29 protein-coding genes and 1 pseudogene are annotated in these 26545 nt (G+C 64.1%); 15 read left to right on the forward strand and 15 right to left on the reverse strand.

Translation table 11 applies throughout. The annotated features are described in order from the left end of the window. Positions 1–10: 10 nt before the first annotated feature. On the reverse strand, positions 11–979 hold the full coding sequence (locus GEV01_RS24000) for a LysR family transcriptional regulator (protein ID WP_008443389.1): 969 nt from the start codon (positions 977–979) through the stop codon (positions 11–13). 171 nt (positions 980–1150) lie between these two features. Between GEV01_RS24000 and GEV01_RS24005 the strand changes: the two genes are divergently transcribed. After that, positions 1151–1426: a hypothetical protein gene (locus GEV01_RS24005; RefSeq protein WP_235914554.1), complete on the forward strand. Its 276-nt coding sequence runs from the start codon at positions 1151–1153 to the stop codon at positions 1424–1426. A gap of 52 nt (positions 1427–1478) precedes the next feature. On the opposite strand, the gene GEV01_RS24010 is transcribed toward GEV01_RS24005, so the two are convergent. The 5 genes from GEV01_RS24010 to GEV01_RS24030 form a co-directional block, all read right to left on the reverse strand. Continuing rightward, on the reverse strand, positions 1479–2072 hold the full coding sequence (locus tag GEV01_RS24010; protein ID WP_070268087.1) for a chalcone isomerase family protein: 594 nt from the start codon (positions 2070–2072) through the stop codon (positions 1479–1481). Between the two features lie 113 nt (positions 2073–2185). Then, a complete protein-coding gene (locus tag GEV01_RS24015) occupies positions 2186–2440 on the reverse strand; it encodes a YfhL family 4Fe-4S dicluster ferredoxin (protein WP_008443384.1) in 255 nt (84 codons plus the stop codon). A gap of 24 nt (positions 2441–2464) precedes the next feature. Then, positions 2465–2956: a pantetheine-phosphate adenylyltransferase gene (gene coaD / locus GEV01_RS24020; protein WP_008443383.1), complete on the reverse strand. Its 492-nt coding sequence runs from the start codon at positions 2954–2956 to the stop codon at positions 2465–2467. A gap of 108 nt (positions 2957–3064) precedes the next feature. Then, positions 3065–3721 carry a 16S rRNA (guanine(966)-N(2))-methyltransferase RsmD gene (gene rsmD, locus GEV01_RS24025; protein ID WP_152807989.1) on the reverse strand — a complete coding sequence of 219 codons (657 nt, stop codon included), beginning with the start codon at positions 3719–3721 and terminating at the stop codon, positions 3065–3067. Between the two features lie 53 nt (positions 3722–3774). After that, positions 3775–4656, reverse strand: coding sequence for a DUF6279 family lipoprotein (locus tag GEV01_RS24030; RefSeq protein ID WP_152807990.1), 882 nt, complete (start codon positions 4654–4656; stop codon positions 3775–3777). Positions 4657–4697: 41 nt separating this feature from the next. Between GEV01_RS24030 and glmU the strand changes: the two genes are divergently transcribed. Then, positions 4698–6062, forward strand: coding sequence for a bifunctional UDP-N-acetylglucosamine diphosphorylase/glucosamine-1-phosphate N-acetyltransferase GlmU (glmU, locus tag GEV01_RS24035; RefSeq protein WP_152807991.1), 1365 nt, complete (start codon positions 4698–4700; stop codon positions 6060–6062). A gap of 380 nt (positions 6063–6442) precedes the next feature. Here the strand turns inward: glmU and GEV01_RS24040 are convergent, their stop codons facing one another. Then, positions 6443–6895 (reverse strand): Lrp/AsnC family transcriptional regulator, encoded by a 453-nt coding sequence (locus GEV01_RS24040; protein ID WP_152807992.1) that lies wholly within the window; start codon positions 6893–6895, stop codon positions 6443–6445. Positions 6896–7034: 139 nt separating this feature from the next. Between GEV01_RS24040 and glmS the strand changes: the two genes are divergently transcribed. Both glmS and GEV01_RS31200 read left to right on the forward strand, forming a co-directional pair. Beyond that, complete coding sequence (glmS, locus tag GEV01_RS24045; protein ID WP_152807993.1) at positions 7035–8864, forward strand: glutamine--fructose-6-phosphate transaminase (isomerizing); 1830 nt, start codon at positions 7035–7037, stop codon at positions 8862–8864. 90 nt (positions 8865–8954) lie between these two features. After that, complete coding sequence (locus tag GEV01_RS31200) at positions 8955–10070, forward strand: acyltransferase family protein (RefSeq protein ID WP_152807994.1); 1116 nt, start codon at positions 8955–8957, stop codon at positions 10068–10070. A 7-nt stretch (positions 10071–10077) separates the two neighbouring features. Here GEV01_RS31200 and GEV01_RS24055 read toward each other — a convergent pair. Further along, positions 10078–11151 (reverse strand): annotated as a pseudogene (locus GEV01_RS24055) (glycosyltransferase); the annotation flags it as partial. A 147-nt stretch (positions 11152–11298) separates the two neighbouring features. Beyond that, positions 11299–11904: a TetR/AcrR family transcriptional regulator gene (locus GEV01_RS24060; RefSeq protein ID WP_152807996.1), complete on the reverse strand. Its 606-nt coding sequence runs from the start codon at positions 11902–11904 to the stop codon at positions 11299–11301. A gap of 98 nt (positions 11905–12002) precedes the next feature. On the opposite strand from GEV01_RS24060, the gene GEV01_RS24065 reads away from it, so the two are divergent. From GEV01_RS24065 to GEV01_RS24115, 11 genes are all read left to right on the forward strand, one after another. Beyond that, positions 12003–13283 (forward strand): NAD(P)/FAD-dependent oxidoreductase, encoded by a 1281-nt coding sequence (locus GEV01_RS24065; RefSeq protein WP_152807997.1) that lies wholly within the window; start codon positions 12003–12005, stop codon positions 13281–13283. After that, entirely contained in the window at positions 13280–14056 is a 777-nt protein-coding gene (locus tag GEV01_RS24070) for a DUF1365 domain-containing protein (protein WP_152807998.1), read from the forward strand. The genes GEV01_RS24065 and GEV01_RS24070 overlap by 4 nt, the downstream gene beginning before the upstream one ends. Further along, on the forward strand, positions 14053–15258 hold the full coding sequence (locus tag GEV01_RS24075) for an SAM-dependent methyltransferase (RefSeq protein WP_152807999.1): 1206 nt from the start codon (positions 14053–14055) through the stop codon (positions 15256–15258). Before GEV01_RS24070 ends, GEV01_RS24075 begins: the two co-directional genes overlap by 4 nt. Next, positions 15227–15793, forward strand: coding sequence for a chalcone isomerase family protein (locus GEV01_RS24080; protein WP_152808000.1), 567 nt, complete (start codon positions 15227–15229; stop codon positions 15791–15793). Before GEV01_RS24075 ends, GEV01_RS24080 begins: the two co-directional genes overlap by 32 nt. Positions 15794–15861: 68 nt before the next feature. Further along, positions 15862–17064 (forward strand): MFS transporter, encoded by a 1203-nt coding sequence (locus GEV01_RS24085; RefSeq protein WP_235914574.1) that lies wholly within the window; start codon positions 15862–15864, stop codon positions 17062–17064. Next, the gene (locus tag GEV01_RS24090) at positions 17061–17594 is read left to right on the forward strand and encodes a DUF3833 domain-containing protein (RefSeq protein WP_152808001.1); all 534 of its coding nucleotides are present in this window, start codon (positions 17061–17063) and stop codon (positions 17592–17594) included. Before GEV01_RS24085 ends, GEV01_RS24090 begins: the two co-directional genes overlap by 4 nt. Further along, positions 17582–18361 (forward strand): SDR family NAD(P)-dependent oxidoreductase, encoded by a 780-nt coding sequence (locus GEV01_RS24095; protein WP_152808002.1) that lies wholly within the window; start codon positions 17582–17584, stop codon positions 18359–18361. The genes GEV01_RS24090 and GEV01_RS24095 overlap by 13 nt, the downstream gene beginning before the upstream one ends. Next, positions 18358–18783: a nuclear transport factor 2 family protein gene (locus tag GEV01_RS24100; RefSeq protein WP_152808003.1), complete on the forward strand. Its 426-nt coding sequence runs from the start codon at positions 18358–18360 to the stop codon at positions 18781–18783. The genes GEV01_RS24095 and GEV01_RS24100 overlap by 4 nt, the downstream gene beginning before the upstream one ends. A 2-nt stretch (positions 18784–18785) precedes the next feature. Beyond that, a complete protein-coding gene (locus GEV01_RS24105) occupies positions 18786–20318 on the forward strand; it encodes a cryptochrome/photolyase family protein (RefSeq protein WP_152808004.1) in 1533 nt (510 codons plus the stop codon). Between the two features lie 111 nt (positions 20319–20429). Beyond that, entirely contained in the window at positions 20430–21188 is a 759-nt protein-coding gene (locus GEV01_RS24110; protein ID WP_235914555.1) for a helix-turn-helix domain-containing protein, read from the forward strand. Positions 21189–21204: 16 nt separating this feature from the next. Beyond that, positions 21205–21939 carry a hypothetical protein gene (locus GEV01_RS24115; RefSeq protein WP_328595610.1) on the forward strand — a complete coding sequence of 245 codons (735 nt, stop codon included), beginning with the start codon at positions 21205–21207 and terminating at the stop codon, positions 21937–21939. Between the two features lie 3 nt (positions 21940–21942). Here the strand turns inward: GEV01_RS24115 and GEV01_RS24120 are convergent, their stop codons facing one another. Genes GEV01_RS24120 through cbiE form a run of 6 tightly spaced genes read right to left on the reverse strand, consistent with a single transcriptional unit; the run spans position 21943 to position 26544 of the window. After that, positions 21943–22290 (reverse strand): (2Fe-2S) ferredoxin domain-containing protein, encoded by a 348-nt coding sequence (locus GEV01_RS24120; protein WP_152808006.1) that lies wholly within the window; start codon positions 22288–22290, stop codon positions 21943–21945. Continuing rightward, positions 22287–23279, reverse strand: coding sequence for a precorrin-3B C(17)-methyltransferase (cobJ, locus tag GEV01_RS24125; RefSeq protein ID WP_152808007.1), 993 nt, complete (start codon positions 23277–23279; stop codon positions 22287–22289). The genes GEV01_RS24120 and cobJ overlap by 4 nt, the downstream gene beginning before the upstream one ends. Beyond that, on the reverse strand, positions 23276–23680 hold the full coding sequence (locus GEV01_RS24130) for a cobalamin biosynthesis protein (RefSeq protein ID WP_152808008.1): 405 nt from the start codon (positions 23678–23680) through the stop codon (positions 23276–23278). Before GEV01_RS24130 ends, cobJ begins: the two co-directional genes overlap by 4 nt. Continuing rightward, the gene (locus GEV01_RS24135; RefSeq protein WP_152808009.1) at positions 23677–24438 is read right to left on the reverse strand and encodes a cobalamin biosynthesis central domain-containing protein; all 762 of its coding nucleotides are present in this window, start codon (positions 24436–24438) and stop codon (positions 23677–23679) included. The genes GEV01_RS24130 and GEV01_RS24135 overlap by 4 nt, the downstream gene beginning before the upstream one ends. Beyond that, positions 24435–25241: a precorrin-2 C(20)-methyltransferase gene (cobI, locus tag GEV01_RS24140; RefSeq protein WP_152808010.1), complete on the reverse strand. Its 807-nt coding sequence runs from the start codon at positions 25239–25241 to the stop codon at positions 24435–24437. Before cobI ends, GEV01_RS24135 begins: the two co-directional genes overlap by 4 nt. Continuing rightward, on the reverse strand, positions 25234–26544 hold the full coding sequence (gene cbiE / locus GEV01_RS24145) for a precorrin-6y C5,15-methyltransferase (decarboxylating) subunit CbiE (protein ID WP_152808011.1): 1311 nt from the start codon (positions 26542–26544) through the stop codon (positions 25234–25236). The genes cobI and cbiE overlap by 8 nt, the downstream gene beginning before the upstream one ends. Position 26545: the final 1 nt, after the last annotated feature.

Genomic DNA, 26545 nt, shown 5'->3' on the forward strand with positions numbered 1-26545 from the left:
GTAGCGCCGTTTAGTACGTGTCGTTTTTGGGCGCCGTGCCCGGCGCGGTGCGCTGGGCCACGGTGTTCATGCCTTCCAGATGCATGCGCAGCCATTTGTGGGCCGGGCTGCGGGCATCGCGCTCGTGCCACAGCATGTCCAGGTGGACCGCAGGCAGCGTGAACGGCAACTCCTTGGAAATCAGCGCATCGGTCATGCCGGTCGAGGCGATCAGGTGGCGCGGCAGCACGGTGATCAAGTCCGAATTGGCCACCACGCGGCCGGCGGTGAAGAACTGGTTCACCGTCAGCAGGATGCGGCGTTCGCGCTGGATCTGCGCCAGCGCCTCGTCCACCAGGCCGTGCGCGCGGCCGGAAAAACTCACCAGCAGGTGATTGGCCTTGCAGTAGTTATCCAGCGTCAGGTCGACCTTGGACAGCGGATGGTCGCGCCGCATCACGCACACATAATGTCCCGAATACAGCCGCTCGTGGCGGATCGGCGAGCCGGTCTCGTACGACAGCTGCGCCGCCACGCCGGGGAAGAAGCCCACCGCCAGGTCGATATCGCCACGCAGCAGCATAGGACGCGGCTCGCGTGTGGTCAGCGGCACCATGCGCACGTTGACGCCCGGCGCTTCCCGCTCGATCGAACGCATCAGCGACGGCAGCCAGAAGGCGGCGGTGGCGTCGGCCATGGCCATGCGGAAGGTGGCGTGGGCGGCGGAGACGTCGAAAGTCTCCGGCGCCACCGCCGCTTCCAGGCTGGCCAGCGCGCTGCGCACCGACGGCCACAGCGCCTCGGCGCGCGGGGTCGGCTTGACGCCGTAGGCTGTGCGTATCAGCAATTCGTCGCCCAGGCTCTCGCGCAAACGCTTGATGGCGTTGGAGACGGCGGGTTGGGTCATGGCCAAATGGCCGGCGGCGCGTGTCAGGTTCTGCTCTGTCATCACGGCGTCGAAGACGCGTAACAAATTCAAGTCCAGCGTCAAAAAGCTCATGTTGGCTCGGGATGTGGGGTTGGGGTCGTTGCAGTATCGAGAAATATGGATTTCTCGTCAATGATAAGACATCCCATTCACCAAACGAATAATTGTTATCGGGGAAGTAAATTGGATACTTATGTTGCGCTGCACTATAGTTACACTTGATTCTAAATGCAGTGTTACAACATGTCTACCATCATCTCATTCGTACAAAATTTTTCCCTGGTTGCCGCCGGTGAGCTGGCGCTGGCCAGCGGCGCCGTTTGCGCGCTGATCGTGCTGTTCAAACCGTTGTTGCGCGGCCTGGGCCGTGCAGCCATGCTGGTCGTCAAGCCGAAACGCAGCAAGGAAGAGCAGCTGCAGCGCCGCCAGATGCGCGACGCTATGATGCTCAAGCGCATGCTGAACTCGGTGGAGCCTAGCCAGGCCGCCGAACTGCGCGCGATGGCCGCCCGTGCCTAAATTTTAAGCGGCGGTACCGTGGGGACGCCCCCGCCGGTACCGCGCCGCAACATTATTTCTCGCCCAGCAGGGCAGGTTTCAGCGAGCTGTCGACCGGATGGTCGCCCAGCCAGATGCGCAGCACGGCGTTGTAGAACGCCACGTCCGGCATCAATTCCCCGATTTTCTTACCGTTCAGATAGCACTGCGTGCCCTCGCCCGGGGTCCAGTCCAGCAGCATCTGGTCGCCCTTTTTCAGCGCCTGGATTTGCGCGAACACTTCGCCGAACTTCATCGTCTGCGGCAGGATCTTGCTGCGTTCGTTCTTGTCGGTGTTATTGTTCAGGCCGTCCATGAAGGCCTTGCCGAAATCTTCCGAACTCACTTCGCGCAGCATCGTGATCGCCACGCGGCGCGGGCCCTGGGTCGCCAGCACGTCCGGCACGGTGGTTTTCTTTTCGGTCAGGTAGAGGCCGGCGGCGTAGACCTTGAAGATGACCTTGGTGCGCAGACCGGCGCCGTTCAGCTTCAGTTCTTTGCCGGCAACGCTAATGCTGTCGTCGAATTTAACGCCGGCCACGTCCACGGCGGCAAATGCGGGCAGGCTGAAGCTGCCGGCCAGGAAGGCGGCTGCCATCAGGCTCTTGATGGTGTTTCTGCGATTCATGTGTAGTCTCCGAGGGCGCCCGTGAGGTAGGCGTTGGTGGAATATACCACCCGGAGCAGGACAGCAACACGGTGCGGCGCAAATTGGCCGCACGGTCATGCTTTTTTGGCTCGTCAGGCCTTGGCAGCCTGCAAACGTTCGAATTTGCTGCGCAACTGTTCTTCGCTCTCGCGCCAGGCGGGATTGAAGGGGATGCAGCTGACCGGGCACACCTGCTGGCATTGCGGCTCATTGAAATGGCCGACGCATTCGGTGCACTTGTCCGGGTCGATTTCGTAAATTTCCGCGCCCATGTAGATCGCGTCGTTCGGGCACTCAGGCTCGCAAACGTCGCAATTGATACAGTCGTCGGTGATCATCAAGGCCATGGCGGAACTCGCTTAAATCGCTGGTTACTCGGCCTTGGTGGCGGCAATTTTCTTTTGCAGCCAGCGGTCGACCGATGGGAAAACAAACTTCGATACGTCGCCGCCCAGCACCGCGATCTCGCGCACGATGGTGCCGGAGATAAACTGGTATTGGTCGGACGGCGTCAGGAACAGGGTTTCGACGTCGGGCAGCAGGTAGCGGTTCATGCCCGCCATCTGGAACTCGTACTCGAAGTCGGACACGGCGCGCAGGCCGCGTACGATGACGCGGGCATCATGCTCGCGCACGAAATCTTTCAACAGGCCGGAGAAACTCTCGACCTTGACGTTGGGATAGTGGCCCAGGACTTCGTTGGCTATGGTCAGGCGCTCTTCCAGCGAGAAGAACGGTTTCTTGTTCTTGCTGTCGGCGACACCGACCACCAGCGTGTCGAACAGACCGGATGCGCGACGCACCAGATCTTCGTGACCACGGGTCAACGGATCAAAAGTTCCTGGATAAACGGCTACTACCATCGCGGCTCCTTGCAGTGCACCAATATAGAACGCGCATTATGCCTGAAAAACCCTGTTTGCCTTAATTTGGGGCGGCTTGCGGCCCTTTTAGCGGCAAATGGCGGGTGTTCAGGCAGCCGTTTGCTTGTGCTTTAACAAATGATAGAACACCATCCCGGCCTTGTCAGCCCGCAGCACTTCCCACGGCGCCATCCACTCCGGCGCCGCGTCTTCTTCGAACTCCAGCGCCAGGCCGGATTCAGCGTAGATCAGGCCGCCCTCTTTCAAGATGCGCGTGCACAGCGGCAGGCAGCGTTCGAGGAATTCCTGCTGGTAAGGCGGATCGAGGAAGATCAGGTCGTACTTCTGGCCGCGCGCAATGGCCGACTGGGCCACGGCCAGCGCGTCGGCGCGGATGATCTGCACATTGTCGGCTTTCAGCTTGGCCTTGATGTCTTCCAGCTGGCGCACCACCGGCACCACGGTGTCGATCATCGTTACCGATTGCGCGCCGCGGCTGGCCGCTTCGAAACCCAGCGCGCCGCTGCCGGCGAACAAGTCCAGCACTTGCGCATCGGCCCAATAGCCGTCGCGCTGGTGATTGATCCAGTTGAACACGGTTTCGCGCACACGGTCCGGAGTCGGACGCAGGCCGGAGGCGCTCAGCACCGGCAGCGGCGTGCGCTTCCAGGCGCCGCCGATGATGCGCACCTGGTTGCTGTGCTGGGGACCGTGGACCGGGACTTTGGCTGGTTTCGCGGGCTTGTTGGCGGGCTTCTTTGGCATGTGGCTGTGTTCTAAGTCATTGATTCAACAGGGGCCACTATACCATACCGGCCCTAGCGGGGTTCCGCCGCCAGGCTGTTGAAGTCGTCGATCCAGCCCTGCATGCGCTTGTGCGCGTGGGCTTTCTGGGCCGGCGTCGCAATCTTGATGACGGTCAAGATGAACTGCATGGTGGATTCATCGTAGGCATCGAAGAACGGTTTGCGCTCGGAATGTTCCAGGCGCTCGAAGCTGTCCTTGATCAGCGTGTGGATCAGCGCCATCGTCGCTTCCTTGCTCAGTTTTTCGCGCTGCACCTTTTGCACCAGCGTCAGGATGTTCTTCTGGCGGCGCATGCGCTCGTCGAGCCAGATATCGTTGTCCAGCGGGCGTGCGTCGGAGGCGCGGCGGATCTGGGCTTCCTGCTCGGCGTTGAAGGGGCCGAACCACAGCTCGAATTGCTCCATCGATTTTTTATAGCGGAACTTCTGCTGGGCTTCCTTGTCGCCCTTCATATTCTTCTTGCGGAACTCGACGTTATTGGCAGTGAACTTTTTTTCCAGCGCGGCGATCTGCTCTGGTTGCAGCGAACGTGCCAGGTCGGCCAGCTCGGGCAAGGCCTTGAACAGCAGCAGCTGGGTGCGGCGTTTGATTTCGTCGTAATTGTTGGCCAGGTCGGCCACGGTGGGATTGCCGGCCAGCTGGCGCTGTCCGGTCTGCAGAATCTGCGTGTAGTCATGCAACTGGGTCTTGCGATGCCAGTGGAACAGCTCGTCGATATCCTTCTTGACCCAGACTTTCTGATCGCTGTTGAGGTCGACGTAAGCGTCCAGCCACCAGTACAGCAGCGTATCGCCGTGGTTGTAGGCCAGGCGCAGCGAACTGCAGCCGGCCAGCACCGCCATCAGGACGATCAGGAAAACCCGGCGCAGTGCGGGGCTGTGGATATCTGGCATGTTAAACTTTCGCATTGATTAACTTTCTTGATTTGGCACCTATGAATGTAGTTATCCTCGCAGCAGGCATGGGCAAGCGCATGCAATCGGCCTTGCCAAAAGTGTTGCATCCGCTGGCGGGCAAGCCGCTGTTGTCGCATGTTCTGGATACGGCCCGCAGCCTGTCTGCCAGCCGATTATGCGTGATTTACGGTCATGGGGGCGCAGCCGTGCTGGACATGCTGGCCAAGCAGCCGGAAAAGGTCGCCACCGCCCTGCAGGAACCACAGCTGGGCACGGGCCACGCCGTCATGCAGGCCTTGCCGGAGCTGGACGACAGCGCCGCCACCCTGATCTTGTACGGCGACGTGCCGCTGACCACCGCCGCCTCGCTGCAAGCGCTGGTGGACGTGGCCGGCAAGGACAAGCTGGGCATCCTGACCGTGGTGCAGGACGATCCGACCGGGCTCGGCCGCATCGTCCGCGAGAACGGCGAAATTGTCCGCATCGTCGAGCAAAAAGATGCGAACGAGGCCGAACGTGCCATTAAAGAGATCAACAGCGGCATCCTGGTGGTGCCTACCGCGCGCCTCAAGCAATGGCTGGGCGCGCTGAAGAACAACAATGCCCAGGGCGAGTACTACCTGACCGACATCGTCGCGATGGCGGTGGCGGACGGCGTGCCTGTGGTGTCGGCCCAGCCGTCGGCGCAGTGGGAAGTGGCCGGCGTCAACAGCAAGGTGCAGCTGGCCGAGCTGGAGCGCATCCACCAGGGCAATATCGCCCTGAAACTGCTGGAACAGGGCGTGACGCTGATGGACCCTGCCCGCCTCGACGTGCGTGGCGAGTTGATCTGCGGCCGCGACGTCACCATCGATGTCGGCTGCGTGTTCGAAGGCAAGGTCGAACTGGCGGACGGCGTGCGCGTCGGCCCGCATAGCGTCATCATCAACTCCCGCATCCTGGCCGGTGCGCAGATCAAGCCGTTCTGCCATATCGAAGAGGCGGTGGTGGGCGAAGTGTCCATCATCGGCCCTTACGCGCGCCTGCGCCCCGGCACCGTGCTGGCCGAGGATGTGCATGTGGGTAACTTCGTCGAAATCAAAAACGGCCAGGTCGCCGCGCACAGCAAGGCCAACCACCTGGCCTACATCGGCGACGCGACTATCGGTTCGCGCGTCAACATCGGCGCCGGCACCATCACCTGCAATTACGATGGTGTGAACAAGTTCCGCACCGTGATCGAAGACGACGCCTTCATCGGCAGCGACAGCCAGCTGGTGGCGCCCGTCACCGTCGGCAAGGGCGCGACCCTGGGCGCCGGCACCACGCTGACCAAGGATGCGCCGGCCGGCAAGCTGACGATTTCGCGCGCGCGCCAGATCACCATCGACGGCTGGAGCCGCCCGGTGAAAAAGCCGAAGTAAGCGCTCAGTGCCTCAAGCAAAGCCGGGATACGTCCCGGCTTTTTTTATCCCTAGCATTGTGGATAACGATGTGGAGAAGCCTGCGTACAAGCCCTGCAAAAGCCACGTATAAGCCGGGGAAAAGTATTGGACAACCTCGCTTGCATGAATAAAGCGACCCCGCGCCATGGCCTGCAGCCCCGCTTCCGGCCATATTGTGGGTAAGCCTGTGGGAAATCGTGTGAGTAATTCAGGATAACTTTTTATTGTGGATAAGCTTGGGTATAAGCCCGTGCATAGCCCTTGGAAAAGCCATGGAAAAGGCGGGAAAACATTTCCCGCTCATAATCCGGTGTGGATAAACCTGTGTAAAAGCACCTGAACAAGCCGGGGATAAACGGCTAAACCGCGATCCGCGTCTCGAATTTGCTGCGAAAAGTGGAAAAGTAGGCTTTGACGTTGCGCACATTGGTCTGCGTCGCGAACAAACGGTGGGCCAGCGCGTGATAGGCTGGCATGTCCTCCACCTGGACGATCAGCACGAAGTCCGGCCCCGGCGCCACGCGGTAGCATTGCAGCACGGCGTCGTCGGCCGCCACATGGGCTTCGAACTCGGCCATGCGTTCGGCGGCCTGGATATCCAGCGAGATTTCCACAATCGCCGTCAGGCTGGGGCCGACCTTCTCCGGCGCCACGATGGCGACCTGGCGCTGGATCACGCCGCTTTCAGTCAGGTGCTTGACCCGGCGCAGGCAAGTGGGCGCCGATACGTGGACGGCCAGCGCCAGCTCGCTGTTTGTTTGCGAAGAATCAACTTGCAGCGCATTCAAAATGCGACGATCTATCTCATCCATGAAAATAATCCTCGAAAATGAAATAATATTTCACGATAACAGTGTGGTGAAAGAATATTCCAAAATATACAGGATTTAGAAAGCTTATTTCAGAAGTCCTGCTCTAGCATGGCTACACTTATTTTTAGCGAGGTTTTCCATGTGCGGCATAGTCGGCGCGGTAGCGCAGCGTAACATCACCCCTATCCTGATCGAAGGCCTGAAGCGCCTGGAATACCGCGGCTATGATTCCTGCGGCGTCGCCCTGCACGTGGACGGCCAGTTGCAGCGCTCGCGCAGCACCTCGCGCGTGGCCGACCTGGAAAAGCAGATCGCCGAAGTCGGCATGCAAGGCTTCACCGGCATCGCCCACACCCGCTGGGCCACGCACGGCGCCCCGGCTTCGCACAATGCCCACCCGCACTTCTCGCCATCGACCGAGCAGGCGCGCATCGCCCTGGTCCACAACGGCATCATTGAAAACCACGACGAACTGCGCGCCGAACTGACCGCGCTCGGCTACGTCTTCCAGAGCCAGACCGACACCGAAGTGATCGCCCACCTGGTCGACCACATGTACAACGGCGACCTGTTCGAAACCGTCCAGCTGGCCGTCAAACGCCTGCACGGCGCGTATGCGATCGCCGTGTTCGCCCGCGAAGAACCGCACCGCGTGATCGCCGCGCGCCAGGGTTCGCCGCTGATCGTCGGCCTGGGCCAGGGTGAAAACTTCGTCGCCTCGGACGCGATGGCGCTGGCCGGCACCACCGACCAGATCATCTACCTGGAAGAAGGCGACGTGGTCGACCTGCAACTGGCCCGCACCTGGATCGTCGACGTCGACGGCAAGCCGGTCACGCGCGAAGTCAAAACCGTGCAGGCGCACACCGGCGCGGCCGAGCTGGGCCCGTACCGCCACTACATGCAGAAGGAAATCTTCGAACAGCCGCGCGTTATCGGCGACACGCTCGAAGGCGTCACCGGCATCATGCCGGAACTGTTCGGCGACGGCGCCTACAACGTCTTCAAGCAGATCGACCGCGTGCTGATCCTGGCCTGCGGCACCAGCTACTACTCCGGCCTGACCGCCAAGTACTGGATCGAATCGGTGGCCAAGATCCCGGTCAACGTCGAGATCGCCAGCGAATACCGCTACCGCGACAGCGTGCCGCACCCGAACACGCTGGTGGTGACGATCTCGCAAAGCGGCGAAACCGCCGACACCCTGGCCGCACTGAAGCACGCCCGCAGCCTGGGCATGGAACACACGCTGACCATCTGCAACGTCGCCACCAGCGCCATGGTGCGCGAATGCAAACTGGCCTACATCACCCGCGCCGGCGTCGAAGTGGGCGTGGCGTCGACCAAGGCCTTCACCACCCAGCTGGCCGCGCTGTTCCTGCTGACCCTGTCGCTGGCGCAAGTCAACGGCCGCCTGACCGACGAGGAAGAAGAGCAGCACCTGAAAGCCATGCGCCACCTGCCGGTTGCGATCTCGGCCGTGCTGGCGCTGGAGCCGCAGATCATCGCCTGGTCGGAAGATTTCGCCCGCAAGGAAAACGCACTGTTCCTCGGCCGCGGCATGCACTACCCGATCGCCCTGGAAGGCGCGCTGAAGCTGAAAGAGATTTCCTACATCCACGCCGAAGCCTATCCGGCAGGCGAACTGAAGCACGGCCCGCTGGCGCTGGTGACGGAAGAAATGCCGGTCGTGACGATCGCGCCGAACGATGCGCTGATCGAGAAGCTGAAATCCAACATGCAGGAAGTACGCGCGCGCGGCGGCCAGCTGTACGTGTTTGCCGACGTCGACTCGCGCATCACCTCGGGCGAGGGCGTGCACGTGATCCGTCTGCCGGAACACTACGGCCTGCTGTCGCCTATCCTGCACGTTGTATCGCTGCAGCTGCTGGCCTACCACTCGGCGCTGGCACGCGGCACCGATGTGGACAAGCCGCGCAATCTGGCGAAGTCGGTCACGGTCGAGTAAGGCTGGCGACAGACCTGCACCAAAAGCGCAGCCCTCTCGGGCTGCGTTTTTTTTGTCGAGGCTTCCGGCATTCAATGTTAATATTATTGCATGCTAAAAACACTACAATCTGCACGGGCGCTGGCTGCCATCAGTGTCGCCGCCTTCCATCTGTCGATCGCCATGGGATTGCCGCGCTACGGCGGCGAGCAGGTCTTTTTTGACTGGACGCGCCACATAGGCGGGGTGCGGTTCTTCTTTGTCTTGTCCGGCTTTATTATTCTGTTTGCCCATCACCGCGAGATAGGCCAGCCGTCCGCGTGGTGGCCGTATATCTACCGGCGCTTCATTCGCCTGTATCCCATCTATTGGCTATATAACATCCCATTTTGCCTGCTGGTGGCGGCAGGCTTTGGCACCGATGCGCGCATTCCCTCCAGCTTGGGCGATTGGATAACATCATTCACCTTGATACGATTCACCGCCGCCGTCACACCATTGACGGTGGCGTGGAGCTTGTTTCACGAGGTGGCCTTTTATGCCGTGTTCTCGCTGTTGATTTTGAACCGGCGCCTGGGCATGGCGGGATTTGCCGCGGCCGCCGTGTTCTGCGTCATTTACTACAACTATCCGAGCGTAGCGGAGCGCAACGCGGGCAATGTCTATACCGCTGCCTTTAATTTGTATTTCCTGTTCGGCATGGGGGCGTTCTACCTGTACCGGTGCGGCGGGCGCGGCTGGATCGAGCTGGCGGCTGGCGTGGGGATATCGATAGCCGCACTCGTGGCCCCGCCACTGCCCCACGAGCTGTCCTATCTGGTGCTGATACTGGGCTTTGCTTTCCTGCTGGCCGGAGCGGCCAAGCTGGAGACGGCACAATATTTCCGCGTACCCGCCGTCCTGGTCGCACTGGGGAACGCGTCCTATACCATCTACCTGATCCACGAGCAGCTCCAGGGCTTGCTGCTGAAGCTGCTGATCAGGAGCCACCTGGCGGCGCTGATCGGTCCCCGCTGCACCTATCTGCTGGTATTGCTGGGTGCCGTAGGCCTGGGGTATGCGGTCTACCTGGCTATCGAACGGCCGCTGACGGAGGCTCTGCGTCGACGCTATCGAGCAGCTCGCGGTAGCGGGAGTGTAGTCCAAGCAGTACCGTCTTCGCCGTGTACGGAGCTGCCTGCTGCTGGCATGCCCACGGATCCGACGGCTGCGACAAAATCTGCCTGATCGCCTGCATGAACGGCAGGGGCGCGTGCTCGCGCACCAGGCGTCCGATGCTTTCGTTGGGTATCAGGCGGGCCGCCTCGCCGGCATCGGTGCTGACCACCGGCACGCCGCAATACAGGGCTTCCACCAGCACCACCGGCATGCCCTCGAAGGCCGAGGACAGGCACAGGCAATCGACGGCATTCATCCATTCTGAAATCCGCTGATGGGAACGGGGGGCGAGGATGCGGACGTCGGCCTCCAGTCCCTGCTCGCGGATAAAGCGCCGCATGTCCGATTCCAGCTCGCCCGCACCTATCATGACCAGAACGGTATCGTCGCGGTGGCGCTTGAATTCCAGATACGCCTGCAGCAGCAACAGCGGGTCTTTTTGACCGACAAAGCGCCCCACGAACAGCAGTATTTTTTTGCCCCGGTCAAACTGGTGCTCTTGGGCGAATTGCTGTTTCAGCTGCGTGCGACCGGTCGCCGGCAAGGAACGGAAGACCGTCTCGTCGACCCAGGTGGGAATGAACTGGATGCAGTCGCGCATGGCCGGATAATGCTGTTGGTAGTGTGCGACCGCATCGGCCCTGACGATATAGACCTGTTTGATCCGTGCGATCAAATGGCGCTCCAGCCAGAAATAGATGGCCGGGAAGCGCGACCATTTCACTTCGGATTTCGGGTTGTAATAGTCTTTCCCGTGATGGCCGTGCAGGAACAGGACTTTATGGTTGGACGCCAGCCAGAATATGGCGCTGGGCTCGATCCGGTGAAATTCCAGCAGGGCGCCGCGCAAGTCGATCTGTTTGCGGTGGCGCCACAAGGCGTAGGCGAATTTGAGCGTGCGCGGTATCTTCTCGCGTCGGCCGACAGGGGCCTCCATGACCGGGAGGAAATGAAAACTGCGCCCATCCAGTTCCAGCTGCTGCCAGCGGCCGACCGGGTGGCGCTGGATATCGACGCTGACGCCGACGAAATAGATATCGAAGTCCGGTGGCGCAAATTTGATCAGCGCGTGAATAACGCTGCCTATGCCGCCCACGTTGGGATGGGTTGGGTCATAAGGATGAAATTGAATCACGCGTCTCTTGGCCATATTCTTCCCCCTGGATGGCCATTACAACAGACTGTGGTAGCGATGTAAATTTATTTATTAAACAGATAATTTATATTTATTTGCAATACCATCGCGCCGGGGGATGACGGACGCGCAGACCGGCTTTGCCATGCCATTTGTTTTGATCTAGTGGAAGCCTTCGAACGACACTTTCAGCATATGGCGCACGATATCGTCGGTCGCCATCTTGCTGTACTTTTGCAGATACTCGACCGCCGGATCGCAGGTCCGCGCGTAGTAGCTGAACAGGATGACGTCGGTGGGCAGCTCGCGGTTGAGCTGGCCCAGCTGCTGCGCCTGCTTCACCAGGGCTTCCAGCTGCCGGTTCAGCTTCATGATGCGCAGCATGTATTTCACATTCCGTATCAGCATATCGCGCACGTGGGGGCTGGTGGACGGCAGGAACGGCAAGCCGCCATCGAGACGCACCCGCAGCGCCCATTCCAGGAGCGCCGACAATTTCTGCAACGCACTCAGCGCCGGATCGAGCGCGGCGACGTAGTCCAGTGCGCCATCGAGCAAGCGTATCAGCGCCTCGCCCACCAGCTCCTCCTTCGACTTGAAGTGCTTGTACAGGCTGGGTTTGGAGATGCCCACCGCGCCGGCGACGTCATCCATGGTCATCAAGTCATAGCCTTTTTGGCTCAGCACGGCGGTCGCGGCATCGAGGATCGCATTTTCGCGCAGCTTAAACGCTTGATTTTTAAAGCTTAATCTGGGAAGGATACTCATTGGTAAATTTACGCTACTAATCAGTAGCTTTTGTTGTGTGGTGGTAGTAATATTAGCACGCCGGTACAAAAGGCGGTCAAAATAACCATCCAAACGACATGAATCTGCCACGCAAACGTATCGCCATCATTGGTTCAGGCATCTCCGGCCTGGCCAGCGCCTATTTCCTCAGCCGCAAGCACGACGTCGTGCTGTTCGAGGCGGCGGGCTATCTGGGCGGCCATACCAACACCGTCGACGTCACGCTGGAGGGACACACCCACGGCGTCGACACCGGCTTCCTGGTGTACAACGAGCGCACCTACCCCAACCTGGTGGCCCTGTTCGACGAACTGGAGGTGGCCAGCAACGCCAGCGACATGTCGTTCGCCGTGTCCATGGACGGCGGCGCGCTGGAATGGGCGGGCACCAGCCTGGCCACCGTGTTCGCCCAGCTCGCCAACCTCGGCTCGCCGTCCTTCCTGCGCATGCTGTGGGATATCCTGCATTTCAACCGCAACGCCGAGCGCTTCCTCCAATTGTCCAGCCAGGCCGGCCTGACGCTGGGACAGCTGCTGCAGCAGCAGCGCTACGGCGCGCGCTTCCGCGACGCCTACCTGCTGCCGATGGCCGCGGCCATCTGGTCCAGTTCGCCCAACGACATCCTGAACTTTCCGGCGGCGACCTTCCTGCGCTTTTGCCTGAACCATGCGCTGTTGCAGGTCAACGACCGTCCGCAATGGCGCACGGTGGCGGGCGGTGCGCGCCACTACGTCGAGAAGATCGCCGCCGTGCTGCCGGACTGCCGCCTGAACACACCCGTGCGCGCGGTGCTGCGCGAGGGCGGCAAGCTGCTGGTCTCCACCGCCGGCGGCACCGAAGCCTTCGACGACGTGGTGTTCGCCACCCATGCGCCGACCACGCTGTCGCTGCTGCTCAATGCCGGCGAGGCCGAGCGCGCCATCCTCGGCGGCGTGCGCTACCAGCCCAACACCGCCTATCTGCACACGGACGCGAACCTGATGCCGCGCCGGCGCAAGGTCTGGGCCGCCTGGAACTACCTGGCCGGCGCGCAGTCTTCCGGACAGCGTCCGGTCTGCGTCAGCTACTGGCTGAACCAGTTGCAGGCGCTGCCGTTCGCGACGCCGGTCATCGTCACGCTCAACCCTTACACGCCGCCCGCCGCCGGCACGCTGCTGGCCAGGTTCGAATACGATCATCCGATCATGGACCAGGCCACCGTCCGCGCGCAGCAGCAACTGGCGCAGATACAGGGCAAGGACGGCATCTGGTACGCCGGCGCCTGGACCGGCTACGGCTTCCACGAGGACGGCTTGAAATCGGCGCTGCGCATCGCGACGGCATTCGACGCCGCGCCCGCCTGGACCACGCTGCCATGAAGCCGCCCGCCGCCCAGCTGGTGCACGGCCAGGTGATGCACGCGCGCCTGCGCCCGGCGCCGCACCGCTTCGTCTATCCGCTGTTTTACGTGCGCCTGAACCTGGCCCGGCTGGACGACTGCAATTCGCGCTGGTTCGGCGTGGACCGCTGGCGGCCGCTGTCGATCCGCCGCCGCGACTATGGCCCGCGCGACGGCTCCAGCCTGGAACAATGGATGCGCGCACTGCTGCGCGAGCACCACATCGCCGCCGACGGCGAGATCTGGCTGCAGACCTTTCCGCGCGTCGCCGGCTACGCATTCAATCCCGTCAGCTTCTGGCACTGCCACCACGCCGACGGCCGGCTGTGCGCCGTGCTGGCCGAGGTCAACAACACCTTCGGCGAAAGCCACCGCTACCTGATGCGCGTCGCCCCGACGGTGGGCGACACCGGCACCGCCCGCGCCGACAAGCAGATGCACGTGTCGCCGTTCTGCGAGGTCGCAGGGCACTACCGCTTCCGCTTCCGCCTGGGCGGCGCCAGCCACTGCACCGGCCTCGACTACTACGACGGCGACGGCCTGCTGCTGCGCACCGCGCTCAGCGGCCGTCCCGCACCCATGACCGACCGCGCCGTGGCCGGCGCGTTGCTGCGCTATCCGCTGCTGGGGCTGGGCATTGTGTTCCGCATTCACTGGCAGGCGCTCAGGCTCTGGCTGAAGCGCGTCCCGTTCTTCAGCAAGCCGCCCGCCCCCGCCCATCACACCACCGTGCACCAGGAGACTGCCCGATGAACCGCACCTTATCCACCGCCGCGCTGTCGGCCCCCGTCGGCGCGCGCATGTTCCTGGCGCTGCTCAACAATATTCGTCACGGCCACCTGGAGCTGATCACGCCCTGCAATACCCGCATGGTGTTCGGCGACGCCCACGCGCCCACCGGCGCCACGCTGCAACTGCATGACTGGCGTGCCTGCCAGCGCATCCTGCGCGCGGGCGACATCGGCTTTGCCGAGGCCTACGCCGCCGGATGGGTCGCCACGCCCGACCTGACCGCGCTGCTGCGCCTGGCGCTGCGCAACGAAGCGTCGCTGGACCAGCTGGTGTTCGGCGGCGCGCTGGCGCGTTGCTGGTACCGTCTGCGGCACTGGCTGCGGCCCAACACCCGCAAGGGCAGCCAGCGCAACATCCACGCCCACTACGACATTGGCAACGACTTCTACCAGCTGTGGCTCGATCCCAGCTGGACCTATTCCAGCGCGCTGTTCGACGGCGACTACAGCCTGTCGCTGCAAAGTGCGCAGCAGCGCAAGTACCAGCGCATCATCGACACGCTGCAACTGCGGCCGGGCCAGCGCGTGCTGGAAATCGGTTGCGGCTGGGGCGGCTTCGCCGAGCAGGCCGCGCAGCAGGGCATCCATGTGCACGGCGTGACGATTTCGCCGTCGCAGCTGGAAGTGGCGCAGCGCCGCGTGCAGGCGCAGGGGCTGCAGGACCGGGGCCGGCTGGAACTGTGCGACTACCGCGACCTGAACGGCGAATACGACGCCGTGGTGTCGATCGAAATGTTCGAGGCGGTGGGCGAGCAGTACTGGCAGCAGTATTTCCGCACCGTCGCGGCCCGGCTGAAGGCTGGCGGGCAGGCGCTGGTGCAGTCGATCACCATCGGCGAACAGTATTTCCCGCGCTACCGCAGCAGCGCCGACTTCATCCAGCAGTACATCTTCCCCGGCGGTATGTTGCCCAGCGTGGAGAGGTTTGAACGACAGGCGGCCCGCTGCGGCCTGCAACCGTTGCAGCGTCACGCTTTCGGCCGCGACTATGCGGAAACGCTGCGCCGCTGGGACGTCCAGTGCCGCAACGCCCACCACCAGATCGCCGGCCAGGGCTTCGACGAGCACTTCATGCGCATCTGGCATATGTATTTCGCCTACTGCGAGGCCGCCTTTGACGAGGGACGCACCGATGTTGTCCAATTCCTGCTGCAAAAGGCCTGACCCCGCCTGGCTGCGGCTGGCCCGGCAAGGGGTTCTGCTGTGCTGCTTTTTAGCGAGCGGCCTGTGCAGCGCCGCCAGCTGGCGCGACGAGCTGCCCCGCGCCGAGGCGCTGGGCGAAGGCGAACTGCGCTGGCTGGGCTTTCGCATCTACCGCGCCACGTTGTGGGCGGAGCAGCGGCCGTTCCAGCCCGAGCGCGCGTTCGCGCTGCAACTGCACTACTACCGCAGCATCAGCCGCCAGCGCCTGGTGCAGACCAGCCTGGACGAAATCCAGCGCCTGAACGGCGCAGCCATCGACGCGGTCACGCTGGCGCAATGGGACAAGTCGCTGAACCGCGCCTTCACCGATGTCGCCCCCGGCGAAGAGCTGACCGGCGTGTATGTGCCCGGCCACGGCATGCGCTTCTACAACCAGCAGCGTCTGCTGGCGGACATCGACGATCCGCAACTGGCGCGCGCCTTCTTCGGCATCTGGCTCGACGAGCGGACCCGCGATCAAGACTTGCGCCGCAAACTGATGGGAGCCACGCAGTGAAGCCCGCCGCCGCGCCGCCGCGCTGGTGGCGCCTGGCCGCCTACGGCCTGCTCGGCCTGCCGCTGGCCATGGCCGCGCTGCCCGTGTACGTGCAGGTGGGGGCGTACTACAGCATGTTGCGCGGCGTGCCGCTGGCGCAGCTGGGCTGGGTGCTGTTTGCCGCGCGCCTGCTCGACACCTTGCAAGATCCGCTGCAGGGCCACGTCATCGACCGCCTGCGCAACGGCATCGCGCGCTGGCTGGCGCTGGGCGGCGCCGTGCTCGCGCTGGCTTTCGCGGGCCTGTGGCAGCCGCCCGCCAACGAAGTGGCCGCAGCCGCGTGGCTGGGCGCCATGCTGGTGCTGGCCTACAGCGCCCACAGCATGTTGAACATCGCCTACCTGACGTGGGGCGCGCGCCTGGGCGGCGGCGCCCTGCTGTCCGCCTCGGCCTGGCGCGAAGGCGCGGGACTGGCGGGCATGATCGTCGCCAGCGTGATCCCCGCCACCATCATGAGCGGCGACGCCGAACGCATCCCCGCCCGCATGGCGCTCTACAGCCTGGCGTTTGCCGCGCTGCTACTGGCCGCCCTGCTGGCGCTGCTGAAACTGGCGCCCGCGTGGCCGGCCGTCACCGAACGGGCAAGCGGCTGGCGCGGCACGCTGCGGCGCATGGCGTCGAACCGCACCTTCCTGCGTTTGCTTGCGCCGTATTTCCTCAATGCCTGTTCGGTGTCGCTGCCGGCGACGCTGGCGCTGTTTTTCATCCGCGACCGGCTGCACGCGGCGCCGCTGGCCGGCGCCTTCCTCGGCTGCTATTTCATTTCCGCCGCCTGCGGCCTGCCGCTGTGGACCGCGCTGGCCCGCCGCATCGGCGTGCTGCCGTGCTGGCGTATCGGCATGGCGCTGGCCATCGCCAGCTTTGCCGGCGCCGGGCTGCTGGGCGAGGGCGACGTGCTGCTCTACTTTGCCGTCTGCATCGCCGCCGGCGCGGCGCTGGGCGCCGACCTGGCCATGCCGCCGGTGCTGCTGGCCGAGCTGATCGGAACCGGCGAAGCGGCCGGCGCCTACTACGGCGTGCTGACGCTGCTGGGCAAGCTGGCGCTGGCCTTGTCCGGACTGGCGCTGCCGCTGCTGGCCGCGCTCGGATACCAGCCCGGCGTGGCCGGCGGCGCCGCGCTGGCGCTGGTGTACGCCGCCGTCCCTTGCCTGCTCAAACTGCTGGCGATGGCCGCGCTGTGGCGCTTCCATCCGGCATCCATGCCCGTCGTACGCTACTGGAGTTCACCATGAAAACCTTGTTCTGCGGCCTGCTGCTGGCCTTGCTCGCCGGCTGCGCCGGTCCCGACGTCCAGCAATACAAGGCGCAACAGCCCGCGCTCGACCTGGCCGCCTACTTCACCGGCACCACCGACGCCTGGGGCATGTTCCAGCGGCGTGGCGGCGCGGTGCAAAAACGCTTCCACGTCGTCATCACCGGCACCAGCAGCGAAGGCGTGCTGACGCTCGACGAACAGTTTCGCTACGACGACGGCAGCACCCAGCGCCGCGTATGGCGCCTGACGCGTGCCGCTGACGGCCGCTGGCGCGGGCGCGCCGACGACGTCAAGGGCGAGGCGCAGGGCGAACTGGCCGGCAATGCGCTGCGCTGGCAATACACGCTGCTGCTGCCGGTCGACGGCAGCACCTACGAGATGGCCTTCGACGACTGGATGTTCCTGATCGACGACTGCACGATGATCAACCGCGCCAGCATGGCCAAGTTCGGCGTCGAGCTGGGTCAAGTCACGCTGATGTTCCGGAGGCGCGCATGCGGCCCCTGAACCGGACGATCACGGCGTGGGCCGGCCGGCGCGTGTGGCTGGTCGGCGCCTCCAGCGGCATCGGCGCCGCGCTGGCCCAGGAGCTGCTGCTGGCGGGTGCGCGGGTGGCGCTGTCGGCCCGCCGCGCCGAGCTGCTGCAAGGCGTCGCCGCCGGGCATCCGCAAGCCATCGTCGCGCCCTTCGACATCCTGGACCAGGATGCATGGGCCGAGCGCTACCAGTACATCTGCGAACAGGCCGGCGGCGTCGACCTGATCGTGTTCTGCGCCGCCGCCTACCACCCCGAGCGCAGCTGGGATGTCAGCCCGGACGGCGCCGCCCACACGCTGGCCGTGAACCTGGGCAGCGTCTACACCGGCCTGGCCACGGTGCTGCCGGCCATGCTGGCGCGCGGCAGCGGCGGCATCGCCATCGTCGCCAGCGTGGCGGGCTATGTCGGCCTGCCCAATGCCAGCGTGTACGGACCCAGCAAAGCCGCGCTGATCAATCTGGCGGAACTGCTGTACACCGACCTGCGGCCGCGCGGACTGGACGTCTATCTGATCAATCCCGGCTTCGTGCAGACGCCGCTGACCGCGCAAAACCAGTTCGCCATGCCGGCGTTGCAGACACCGCAGGCGGCGGCCAAGGCCATACGGCGCGGTTTCGCCGCCGGCCTGTTCGAAATCCACTTTCCGAAACGCTTCACGCTGATGCTCAAACTGCTGCGCTGGCTGCCGTACCGCTGGCGCTTTGCCCTGATCACCCACTTCCTGGTGCCGCAATGACCGATCCCGAACCCCTGTTGGCCTGGTATGCCGCGCTGACGCCGCACACCGTTGCGCGGGCCCGCGAATTCTACGCAGCCGATGCGCAGTTTCGCGACCCCTTCAACGACGTGCGCGGCGTGGCCGCCATCGAGGCGATTTTCCGTCACATGTTTGTCCACACCGAGGAGCCGCGCTTCGTCATCGGCGAGCGCATCGTGCAGGGCGACCAGGCCTTCGTCACCTGGCTGTTTGTGTTCCGGCTGCGCGGCGTGCCGTACCAGATCGCCGGCGGCAGCCACCTGCGCTTCAACCAGGACGGCCTGGTGGTCGTCCACCGCGACTACTGGGACGCCGCCGAGGAACTGCTGGCCAAGCTGCCCCTGATCGGCGCCCCGATTCGCTGGCTGCGCCGCCGCTTCCGCGTTCCCGTGCTGGATTGAACATGAGCACAACGCTGAAACTGATCCTCGGCGACCAGCTCAATTGCGGCCATAGCTGGTTCGCCCGGCCGCGCCAGGACGTGGTGTTCGTGCTGATGGAAGTGCGCCAGGAGACCGATTACGTGCTGCACCACGCGCAAAAGGTGATCGCCATCTTTGCCGCCATGCGCGATCTGGCGCGCCGGCTGCGCGAGGCCGGCCACCGCGTGCACTACCTGAGCATCGACGATCCGGACAACCGCCAATCCCTGCCCGCCAACCTGGACTACCTGCTGGCGCACTACGGGGCCGATAGCTTCGCCTGGCAGGCGCCGGACGAATGGCGGCTGGACCAGCAGCTCGTCGCGTATGCCGCCGGTCTGGACATCGCCACGCAGATGGACGACAGCGAACACTTCTACACCGCCCGCCACGAGGCCGCCGACTTCTTCGAAGGCCGCGCCGCGTGGGTCATGGAACCGTTCTATCGCCACATGCGCAAGCGCCACGACGTGCTGGTCTCGGAGACTGGAAGTCCGACCGGCGGGCAATGGAATTTCGACCACGACAACCGCGAAGCCTGGCCGGGCGTGCCGTGGGAGCCTGCCGATTCGCGCCCGCGCCACGACCACAGCGCGCTATGGCAAACCATCGAAGCGGCTGGCGTGCGCACCTTCGGCGTTCCGCAGGCCGGCGATTTCGCGTGGCCGCTCAACCGCGATGAAGCGCTGCAGCAGCTGGACAGCTTCGTGCAGCACGCCTTGCCCCATTTCGGCCGCTACCAGGACGCGATGAGCGTGCGCGCCTGGCGGCTGTTCCACTCGCTGCTGTCGTTCGCGATGAACACCAAGATGCTCGATCCGCGCACCGTGGTCGACCGGGTCGTAGCGGCCTGGCGCGACGGCGCCGTGCCGCTGGCGTCGGCCGAGGGCTACATCCGGCAGATACTCGGCTGGCGCGAATACGTGCGCGGCGTCTACTGGTACCGCATGCCGGTCTACGGACAACTCAATATGTTCGGCCATACGACGGCGCTGCCGCACTGGTTCTGGAGCGGGGACACGCGCATGCGCTGTGTGGCGGCGGCCATCGGCCAGTCGCTGGAGCACGCGCACAGCCACCACATCAACCGGCTTATGGTCATCGGCAATTTTTCCCTGCTGGCGGGACTGTCGCCGCAGGAACTGCATCAATGGTATCTGGGCATCTACATCGACGCCTTCGAATGGGTGGAACTGCCGAACACGCTGGGCATGAGCCAGTATGCCGATGGCGGCCTGCTGGCGACCAAACCCTATGTTTCCAGCGCCGCCTATATCGACCGCATGAGCGATTATTGCAAAGGCTGCCACTACCAAAAGAAACAACGCATCGGCGAACGCGCCTGCCCCTACAACGCGTTGTACTGGGATTTTTTCCTTCGCAATGAAAAGCAGCTGGGTAGCAACCACCGCCTCGGCATGGTCTATCAGCAGCTGCGCCGCATGAGCGACGCCGACCGTCAGGCATTGCAGGAGCAGGCCGCCGCCACCCGCGCCAACTTGGCTGCGCTGTAGCATTCGAGGTCCAAACGCAATATTCACCGGTATTCGCCGATATTCATCTTCTCATTCATTGAGGAATAGACAAGAATATGCCCATTCTCTTGGAAGAAAGGCATGTCCCCGATGAATTTTGGCGAACGACTCAAGCAAATCAGAACGGAAAGAAATCTCACGCAGCCGCAGATGTCGGCTGCGATCGGCATCGAGCAGTCCTACCTGTCCAAGCTGGAGAACGATAAATCCCAGCCCTCGGCCGAGATGTTCAGCGCCATCGTCGCCGCCCTCGAACTCGACGCCAGGGAGTTCCTGAGCGGTATCAACAAGCAGGCGCTGCAAACGTCGCTGCGCCATATACCGGAAGTTAGCCAGTTCTTGAACGGCACCGTCACTCAGCGCGTCCACGACGCCAGGAAATGGCTGTTCAGCGCCGCCGCTGCCGGCGCCCTCGGGTTCGCGCTGATGCTGGCGGCCAACGACGGCATTTTCTCTTCCAACATGCAGTACAAGTACGTGTCCAAAGGCGTGCTGCTGAAAAATGAGTCAGACAATATCTTTGACCAGTTCAAGGAAATCCAGAACCTGAAGCTCGCCGCGAACACGATCAGCGCCGAAGAACACGCCAGATTGCTGGCCGCGTTCGAAGCCGACCGGGTCCGGCTGGCGACGGTCGAGTTCCCGGAAGACCGGGGCAGTGTGTTCTTCGAGAACGTCGAGAACGGCAAGCGCAAGTTCGAACTAGTCAACACGCGCCATGCGCGTTCGCCGCTCAACCGGGTGTTGCAATACCTGGGCGGGCTGCTGGCGTTTTGCAGCGTGCTGATCTGTTTTGTCGAGTGGCGGATGCGCAAGGCAAGCGCAGCGATTAACAACGAGTTGAAATAACCAGAGGAGAAGTAGCGTGTCGCAAATCAGAACATTTTTGACGGGTGCAACGACCATGGCCAGCGCGCTGGCCGCAGTGTTTTTCCTGAGCGGGGCCAGGGAGCCGATCAGGCATGAGAAGTTCGACGAGATCACCGTGGGTCGCATCAATATCGTCGAACCGGACGGCACCAAGCGCATCGTCATTTCGAACAAGGCGCAGTTCCCCGGCGATTTCATGCAGGGCAAGGAAGGCGCCCGCCCCGACCGCAACAGCTTTGCCGGCATGTTGTTCATCAACGAGGAAGGCACGGAAAATGGCGGCTTGATCCAGAAAGGCAGCATCGCCGCCGACGGCAAGATCTCGTCCGGCCTGTCGCTGACCTTCGACCGCTTCCGCCAGGACCAGGCCCTGCAGTTGATGAACAACGACAGTGCGGCCCATCAAACTACCGGCATCAAGATCAACGATGTGCCGCTGTACACGGTGACGTCGCTGGAGGACTACAGCCGCTTCGGCGAGGCGGGGAGAAAGCTGCCCAAGGCCGAGCAGGAAGCGTATTGGCAGAAGCTGAACGAGCAGGGCCGTTTGAGCAACAACCGCATCTGGCTGGGCAACACACGCGACAAGGGTTCCTCCTTGCAGCTGAAGGATGCTCAAGGCCGGGTGCGCATGATGTTGCTGGTCAGCGCGGACGGCAAGGCCGAAATCCAGATGCTGGACGAGGCCGGCAAGGTCAGCAAGACCATCTCGCCGACCTCGAAGGAATAAGGCTTACTGCTCCTCTGCGCCAGCCTGGTGGAACACCAGTTCCTCGACCCGTTTGCCGTTGCACAGGTGGTCATCGATGATGCGATCCATGTTCTCCGGCGTGACGTTGTAGTACCAGGTGCCATCCGGCTGCACGCAGACGATGGGGCCGCCCTTGCAGGCGGCGAAACAACCGACGCGGCTGCGCTTGACGCGCAGTTCGCCCGCATCGAGCCCGGCGGCCTTGAACTTGCCGCCCAGGCTGTCGAACAGCAGCTGCGACGCGCCGTCCTCGCTGCAACGCGGGCCGGTGCAGATCAGCAGGTGACGGTGGTAATTGCCGATCTTCGGCTTGACGACGGCTTCGCTCATGCTTCGGCCTCCTCGCTGGCGGCGGCTTCGGCTTCCACCGGCTCGTTCAAGGTGTCGCGGATGTAGTCGGCCGGCAGGCGATGGCGTGCCGCCAGCGTCTCGATGCTGTCGCCGGCCGCGTGCTCGGCCTGGAGCGTTTCCAGCCAGCCCAGCAGGCCGGTCGACAGCGAACGCCCCGCGCGTTCGCCCTCACGCGTGGCGCCGCCCTCTTCCATGTCGTACTTGTTGGCATAGCCGCGTGGCGTGACCATCAGGCCGTGGCGCACGAAGGTATTGCTGTTGCCGATCAGGACGGTGCTGAGCATGCCGATGTCCGCGTCCGCCATCGAATCGAGCGTGGTGAAGACGATGTTCTGGCGGCGGCGATAGCCGCTCTTGACGATGGCCACCGGTGTATCCGGGCGGCGATGGCGCAGGAACAGGCGCTGCGCTTCCAGGATCTGGCGCGTGCGGCGGCCGCTCTTCGGGTTGTACAGCGCGACGACGAAATCGGCCATCGCCACCGCGTCCAGGCGGCGGGCGATGGTCGGCCACGGCGTCAGCAGATCGGACAGCGAGATCGCGCAGAAATCGTGCGTCAGCGGAGCGCCGACCAGCGCCGCGCAGCTGTTCAGCGCCGAGGCGCCGGGGATGATCTCGACCTGCACCGGATCGTCAGGCGTCCAGCCGGACTGGAACAGCACCTCGAAGGTCGGCCCGGCCATGCCGTACACGCCCGCATCGCCCGACGAAATCAGCGCCACCTTCTTGCCCGCGCGCGCAGCCTCCAGCGCGCTGACTGCGCGGTCCAGCTCCTCGGTCATCGACTTGCGGATGATCTCCTTGCCTTCGAGCAGATCCGCCACCAGCTTGATGTAGGTGACGTAGCCGATCACCACGTCGGCTTCGGCGATGGCGTCGCGCGCGCGCTTGGTCATGTGGTCGACGCTGCCGGGGCCTATGCCCACCAGCATGATCTTGCCCGCGGTCGGGACGTATGCTTCGTTCATGGTTGTTTCCTTGCGATGGAGACGGTGGCATTGCGGCCATCTGCGCCTTTGAGTTTATGTTTTTCGACGACCAGCGCGGTCATCGGCGTATCCGGTCCGGCGGCCAGCAGCGCCGCCGCTTCGCTCACCGACGGCGTGCCGGTGTAGCGGCGCACGGTTTCGGACGGGTGCGGCACTTCCACGGCGGCCAGCTGCTGCGCCTCGTAGAAATGCAGCGGCCAGCCGTTTTCCGCCGCCAGTGCCAGCAGCGCCGCCTCGTCCTGCTTCAGCGTGATGCTGGCGGCGGCCACCACTTGCCCGGCATGCGCGCCGGCGTCGGCCAGCGCGGCCTGCACGGCTTCGCGCAGCGTTTCCAGCAGCACGCCACGGTCGCAGCCGAGGCCCACGGTGAATTGCGTCATGCCGCGTTATCCAGCGGCGGGCGGTAGACCACCAGGCGTTCGGTCAGCGCATCCCAGCGCTCGGCCGTCACGTCGGCGTGCGTGACCCACAGTAGCGCCGCGTAACGGTCCAGCGGCACATCGTCGAAGCGCGCAAAGCGGTGGATGTTGTCCGGCACCGGGGTGGGACGGGTCCACCAGTCCGGGCTGCCCGCTTCCTGCACGAAGGCGATCGGTTCGCCGTTGACCACGTGGGCGGATACGCGCGTGATGTTGATCTTGGGCGCTTCCACTTTCCAGCCGAGGTGGCGGCCCAGGATATCGACCGGGATCGTGCGGCCGACGTCGGACGCGGTGGTCAGCACGGGCGCGGCGCCCAGCAGGTCGGCGACGCGCTCGCTCCACTCGTTGGCGCCGCCGACGTGGCCGGACAGCACCGGAATCACATACTGGCCGGCGTCGTCGACGACGATGATGCCCGGGTCTTCATCCTTGCTGCGCAGGTGGGGTGCGATCAGGCGCACCACGGCGCCCAGCGAAACGAAGAAGATGATCTGGTCGTAGCCGGCGAACAGCGGGGCTATCTCGTCGCGCAATGCGCCGTCGTAGGCGCGCACGGTGTTGCTGGCCTCCGCAAACACGGCGGCGAATTTGGCCGAGGTGCAGATGTCGGCTTCCGGCAGATCGGCGGCCAGGCGCGCGGCCTGCGCTGCGCCGTGCTTGGTGATGGCGACCAGGCATACGCGTGGTGCTTCGGTGGTGATAGGTGCGCTGCTCATGCGGTCTCCGTGACTTGGGGTTGAGGACTATCTTTCTTCAGACAGCCTTTGATGCGTTCGCCGCGTATGCGGTGTCCGTGTTTGACGATCAGCAGCGACAGGTAGCTGACCTTGGTGCCGCGCAGGGCCAGGATGTCGTTGCCGCTGAAGCGGCGTTCGTCGGGTGCGCCGACGCGTTCGATGAAGTGCGAGCCTGCCAGCAGCTCGCGCCGTTCGAGCCAGTCGATCAGTTCATCCATCAACGGCTTCACCTTCATCAGCACCAGCGTGTCGAAGTCGGGCAGCAGGCGCTCGACCGCGCTGACGCCATACGCTGCGGGCACGATGGCGACCGTGTCGTCCTGTTCGGCGAACGGCACCGGCACTTGCGCGCAGGCGGCGGTGAAGGCGTTGACGCCGGCGATGATCTGCACCGGCACGCCGGGGTCCAGCGCGTTCACCGTGCGGGCCAGGTGGCCGAAGGTGGCGTAGGTGCTGGCGTCGCCTTCGACCAGGAACAGCACGTCGCGGCCGGCGCGCAGCCATGGCAGCACGGTGTCGGCGGCCTTGAGCCATGCGCGGCCGAGTTTTTCACCGTCGTGCGTCATCGGGAATAGCAGCTGCGTGTGCTGCTCGGGCGGCGTGGCGCCGGCGCGCTGTACGATGTCGAAGGCGTAGCTGGGCGTCTTGCCGCTGCGCGCCGGGTAGACCCAGATCGTATCGCGGCGTTGCAGCGCTTCCCACGCGGCGCGCGTGATCAGGCCCGGATCGCCGGGGCCGAGCGAAATGCCCCACAGGGTGCCTGGCTGGATATGCTCACTCATCGCGGGCCTCCTCGGTGCGGCGCGCGCAGACGATCCACACCGGGTTTTCCGCCGCCATGCGGTGCATGTGCAGGATAGGTTTGCTGCGCGCCGCTTGCAGTTGCAGCACATCCCAGTCGACGCCTTCCAGCGCTTGCAGCGTGGCGGTCGCGGTGGCCAGGTTTTCCAGCGTGACGAAGTTCATCACCAGCGCGCCGCCGGGACGCAGGCGCGACATCACGCCGCCGATCAGCGTCGCCAGCTCGCCGCCGGAGCCGCCGACGAAGACCGCGTCCGGGTCCGGCCAGGCGTCGAGTCCTTCCGGCGCTTTGCCGAGGAACAGGCTGTAGTTGCTGACGCCGAAGTTGGCGTGGTTCTGTCCCGCGATGGCGAAATCCGCCTCGTTTTTTTCCGTGGCATAGACGTGGCCTTGCGGGCAAAGCCGCGCCGCCTCCAGGCCCACCGAACCGGAACCGGCGCCGATATCCCACACCACGCTGTCCGCCCGCAGCTGCAAGCGCGCCAGGCTGACAGCGCGCACTTCCTGCTTGGTGATCAAGCCCTTCTCCGGCTGCCGCTGCACGAACTGCGCATCGGCCAGGCCGAAACGCACCGACCGCGCTGCCGGCGTCACGCGCCACAGCAGCACCACGTTGAGCGCGGCGAAGCGCATTTCGGACGCCTGTTGCGGCGTCAGTTCCGCCACCACGCGTTCTTCCGGTTGCAGCAGGTTTTCCGCCACCGCCATCAGGAAGTCGTCGCCCAATCCTTCGGCCAGCAGCAGGCGGGCGATCCGATCGGGGCTGTTGTCAGGGCTGGTCAGCACCAGCAGGCGCGCATGCTGACGCGTGGCCTGAGCCAGCGCATACAGGCCGTGGGCGGGCACACTGCCGCGCTGCCATTCACCTGCATCCTTGGCGTGCACGGAGACGATGCGCGCATCCTGCCACGCAAGGCCGATGCGCGCACACGCCAATTGCAGCGTCGACAGATTGGGCAGGATATCCAGCGCCTGCACGCACAGATGCTGCGCGAGATAGGGCGCGATGCCATGGCACAGCGGATCGCCGGTCGCCAGCACCACGCAGGACAAATGGTCGGCGCGGGCGGCGCGCACCCATTCCGGCACTTCTTTCAGTTTGCCGGTGAGGTCGTGGCGCACGGCGCCGGGCTTGAACTCGGGCGCCAGCAAGGCAAGCGTGCGCGTGCCGCCGACGATCACGTCCGCGCTGCGCAGCAAGGCCAGCGCGGTCTGGTTCAAGCTGGCGATGCCGTCGTCGAGCACACCGATCACGCGGCAGGGGTTGGGGTCTTGTATTTCCATA

The sequence above is a fragment of the Rugamonas rivuli genome, assembly GCF_009380165.1.
GTDB classification, from domain to species: Bacteria; Pseudomonadota; Gammaproteobacteria; order Burkholderiales; family Burkholderiaceae_D; genus Rugamonas; species Rugamonas rivuli.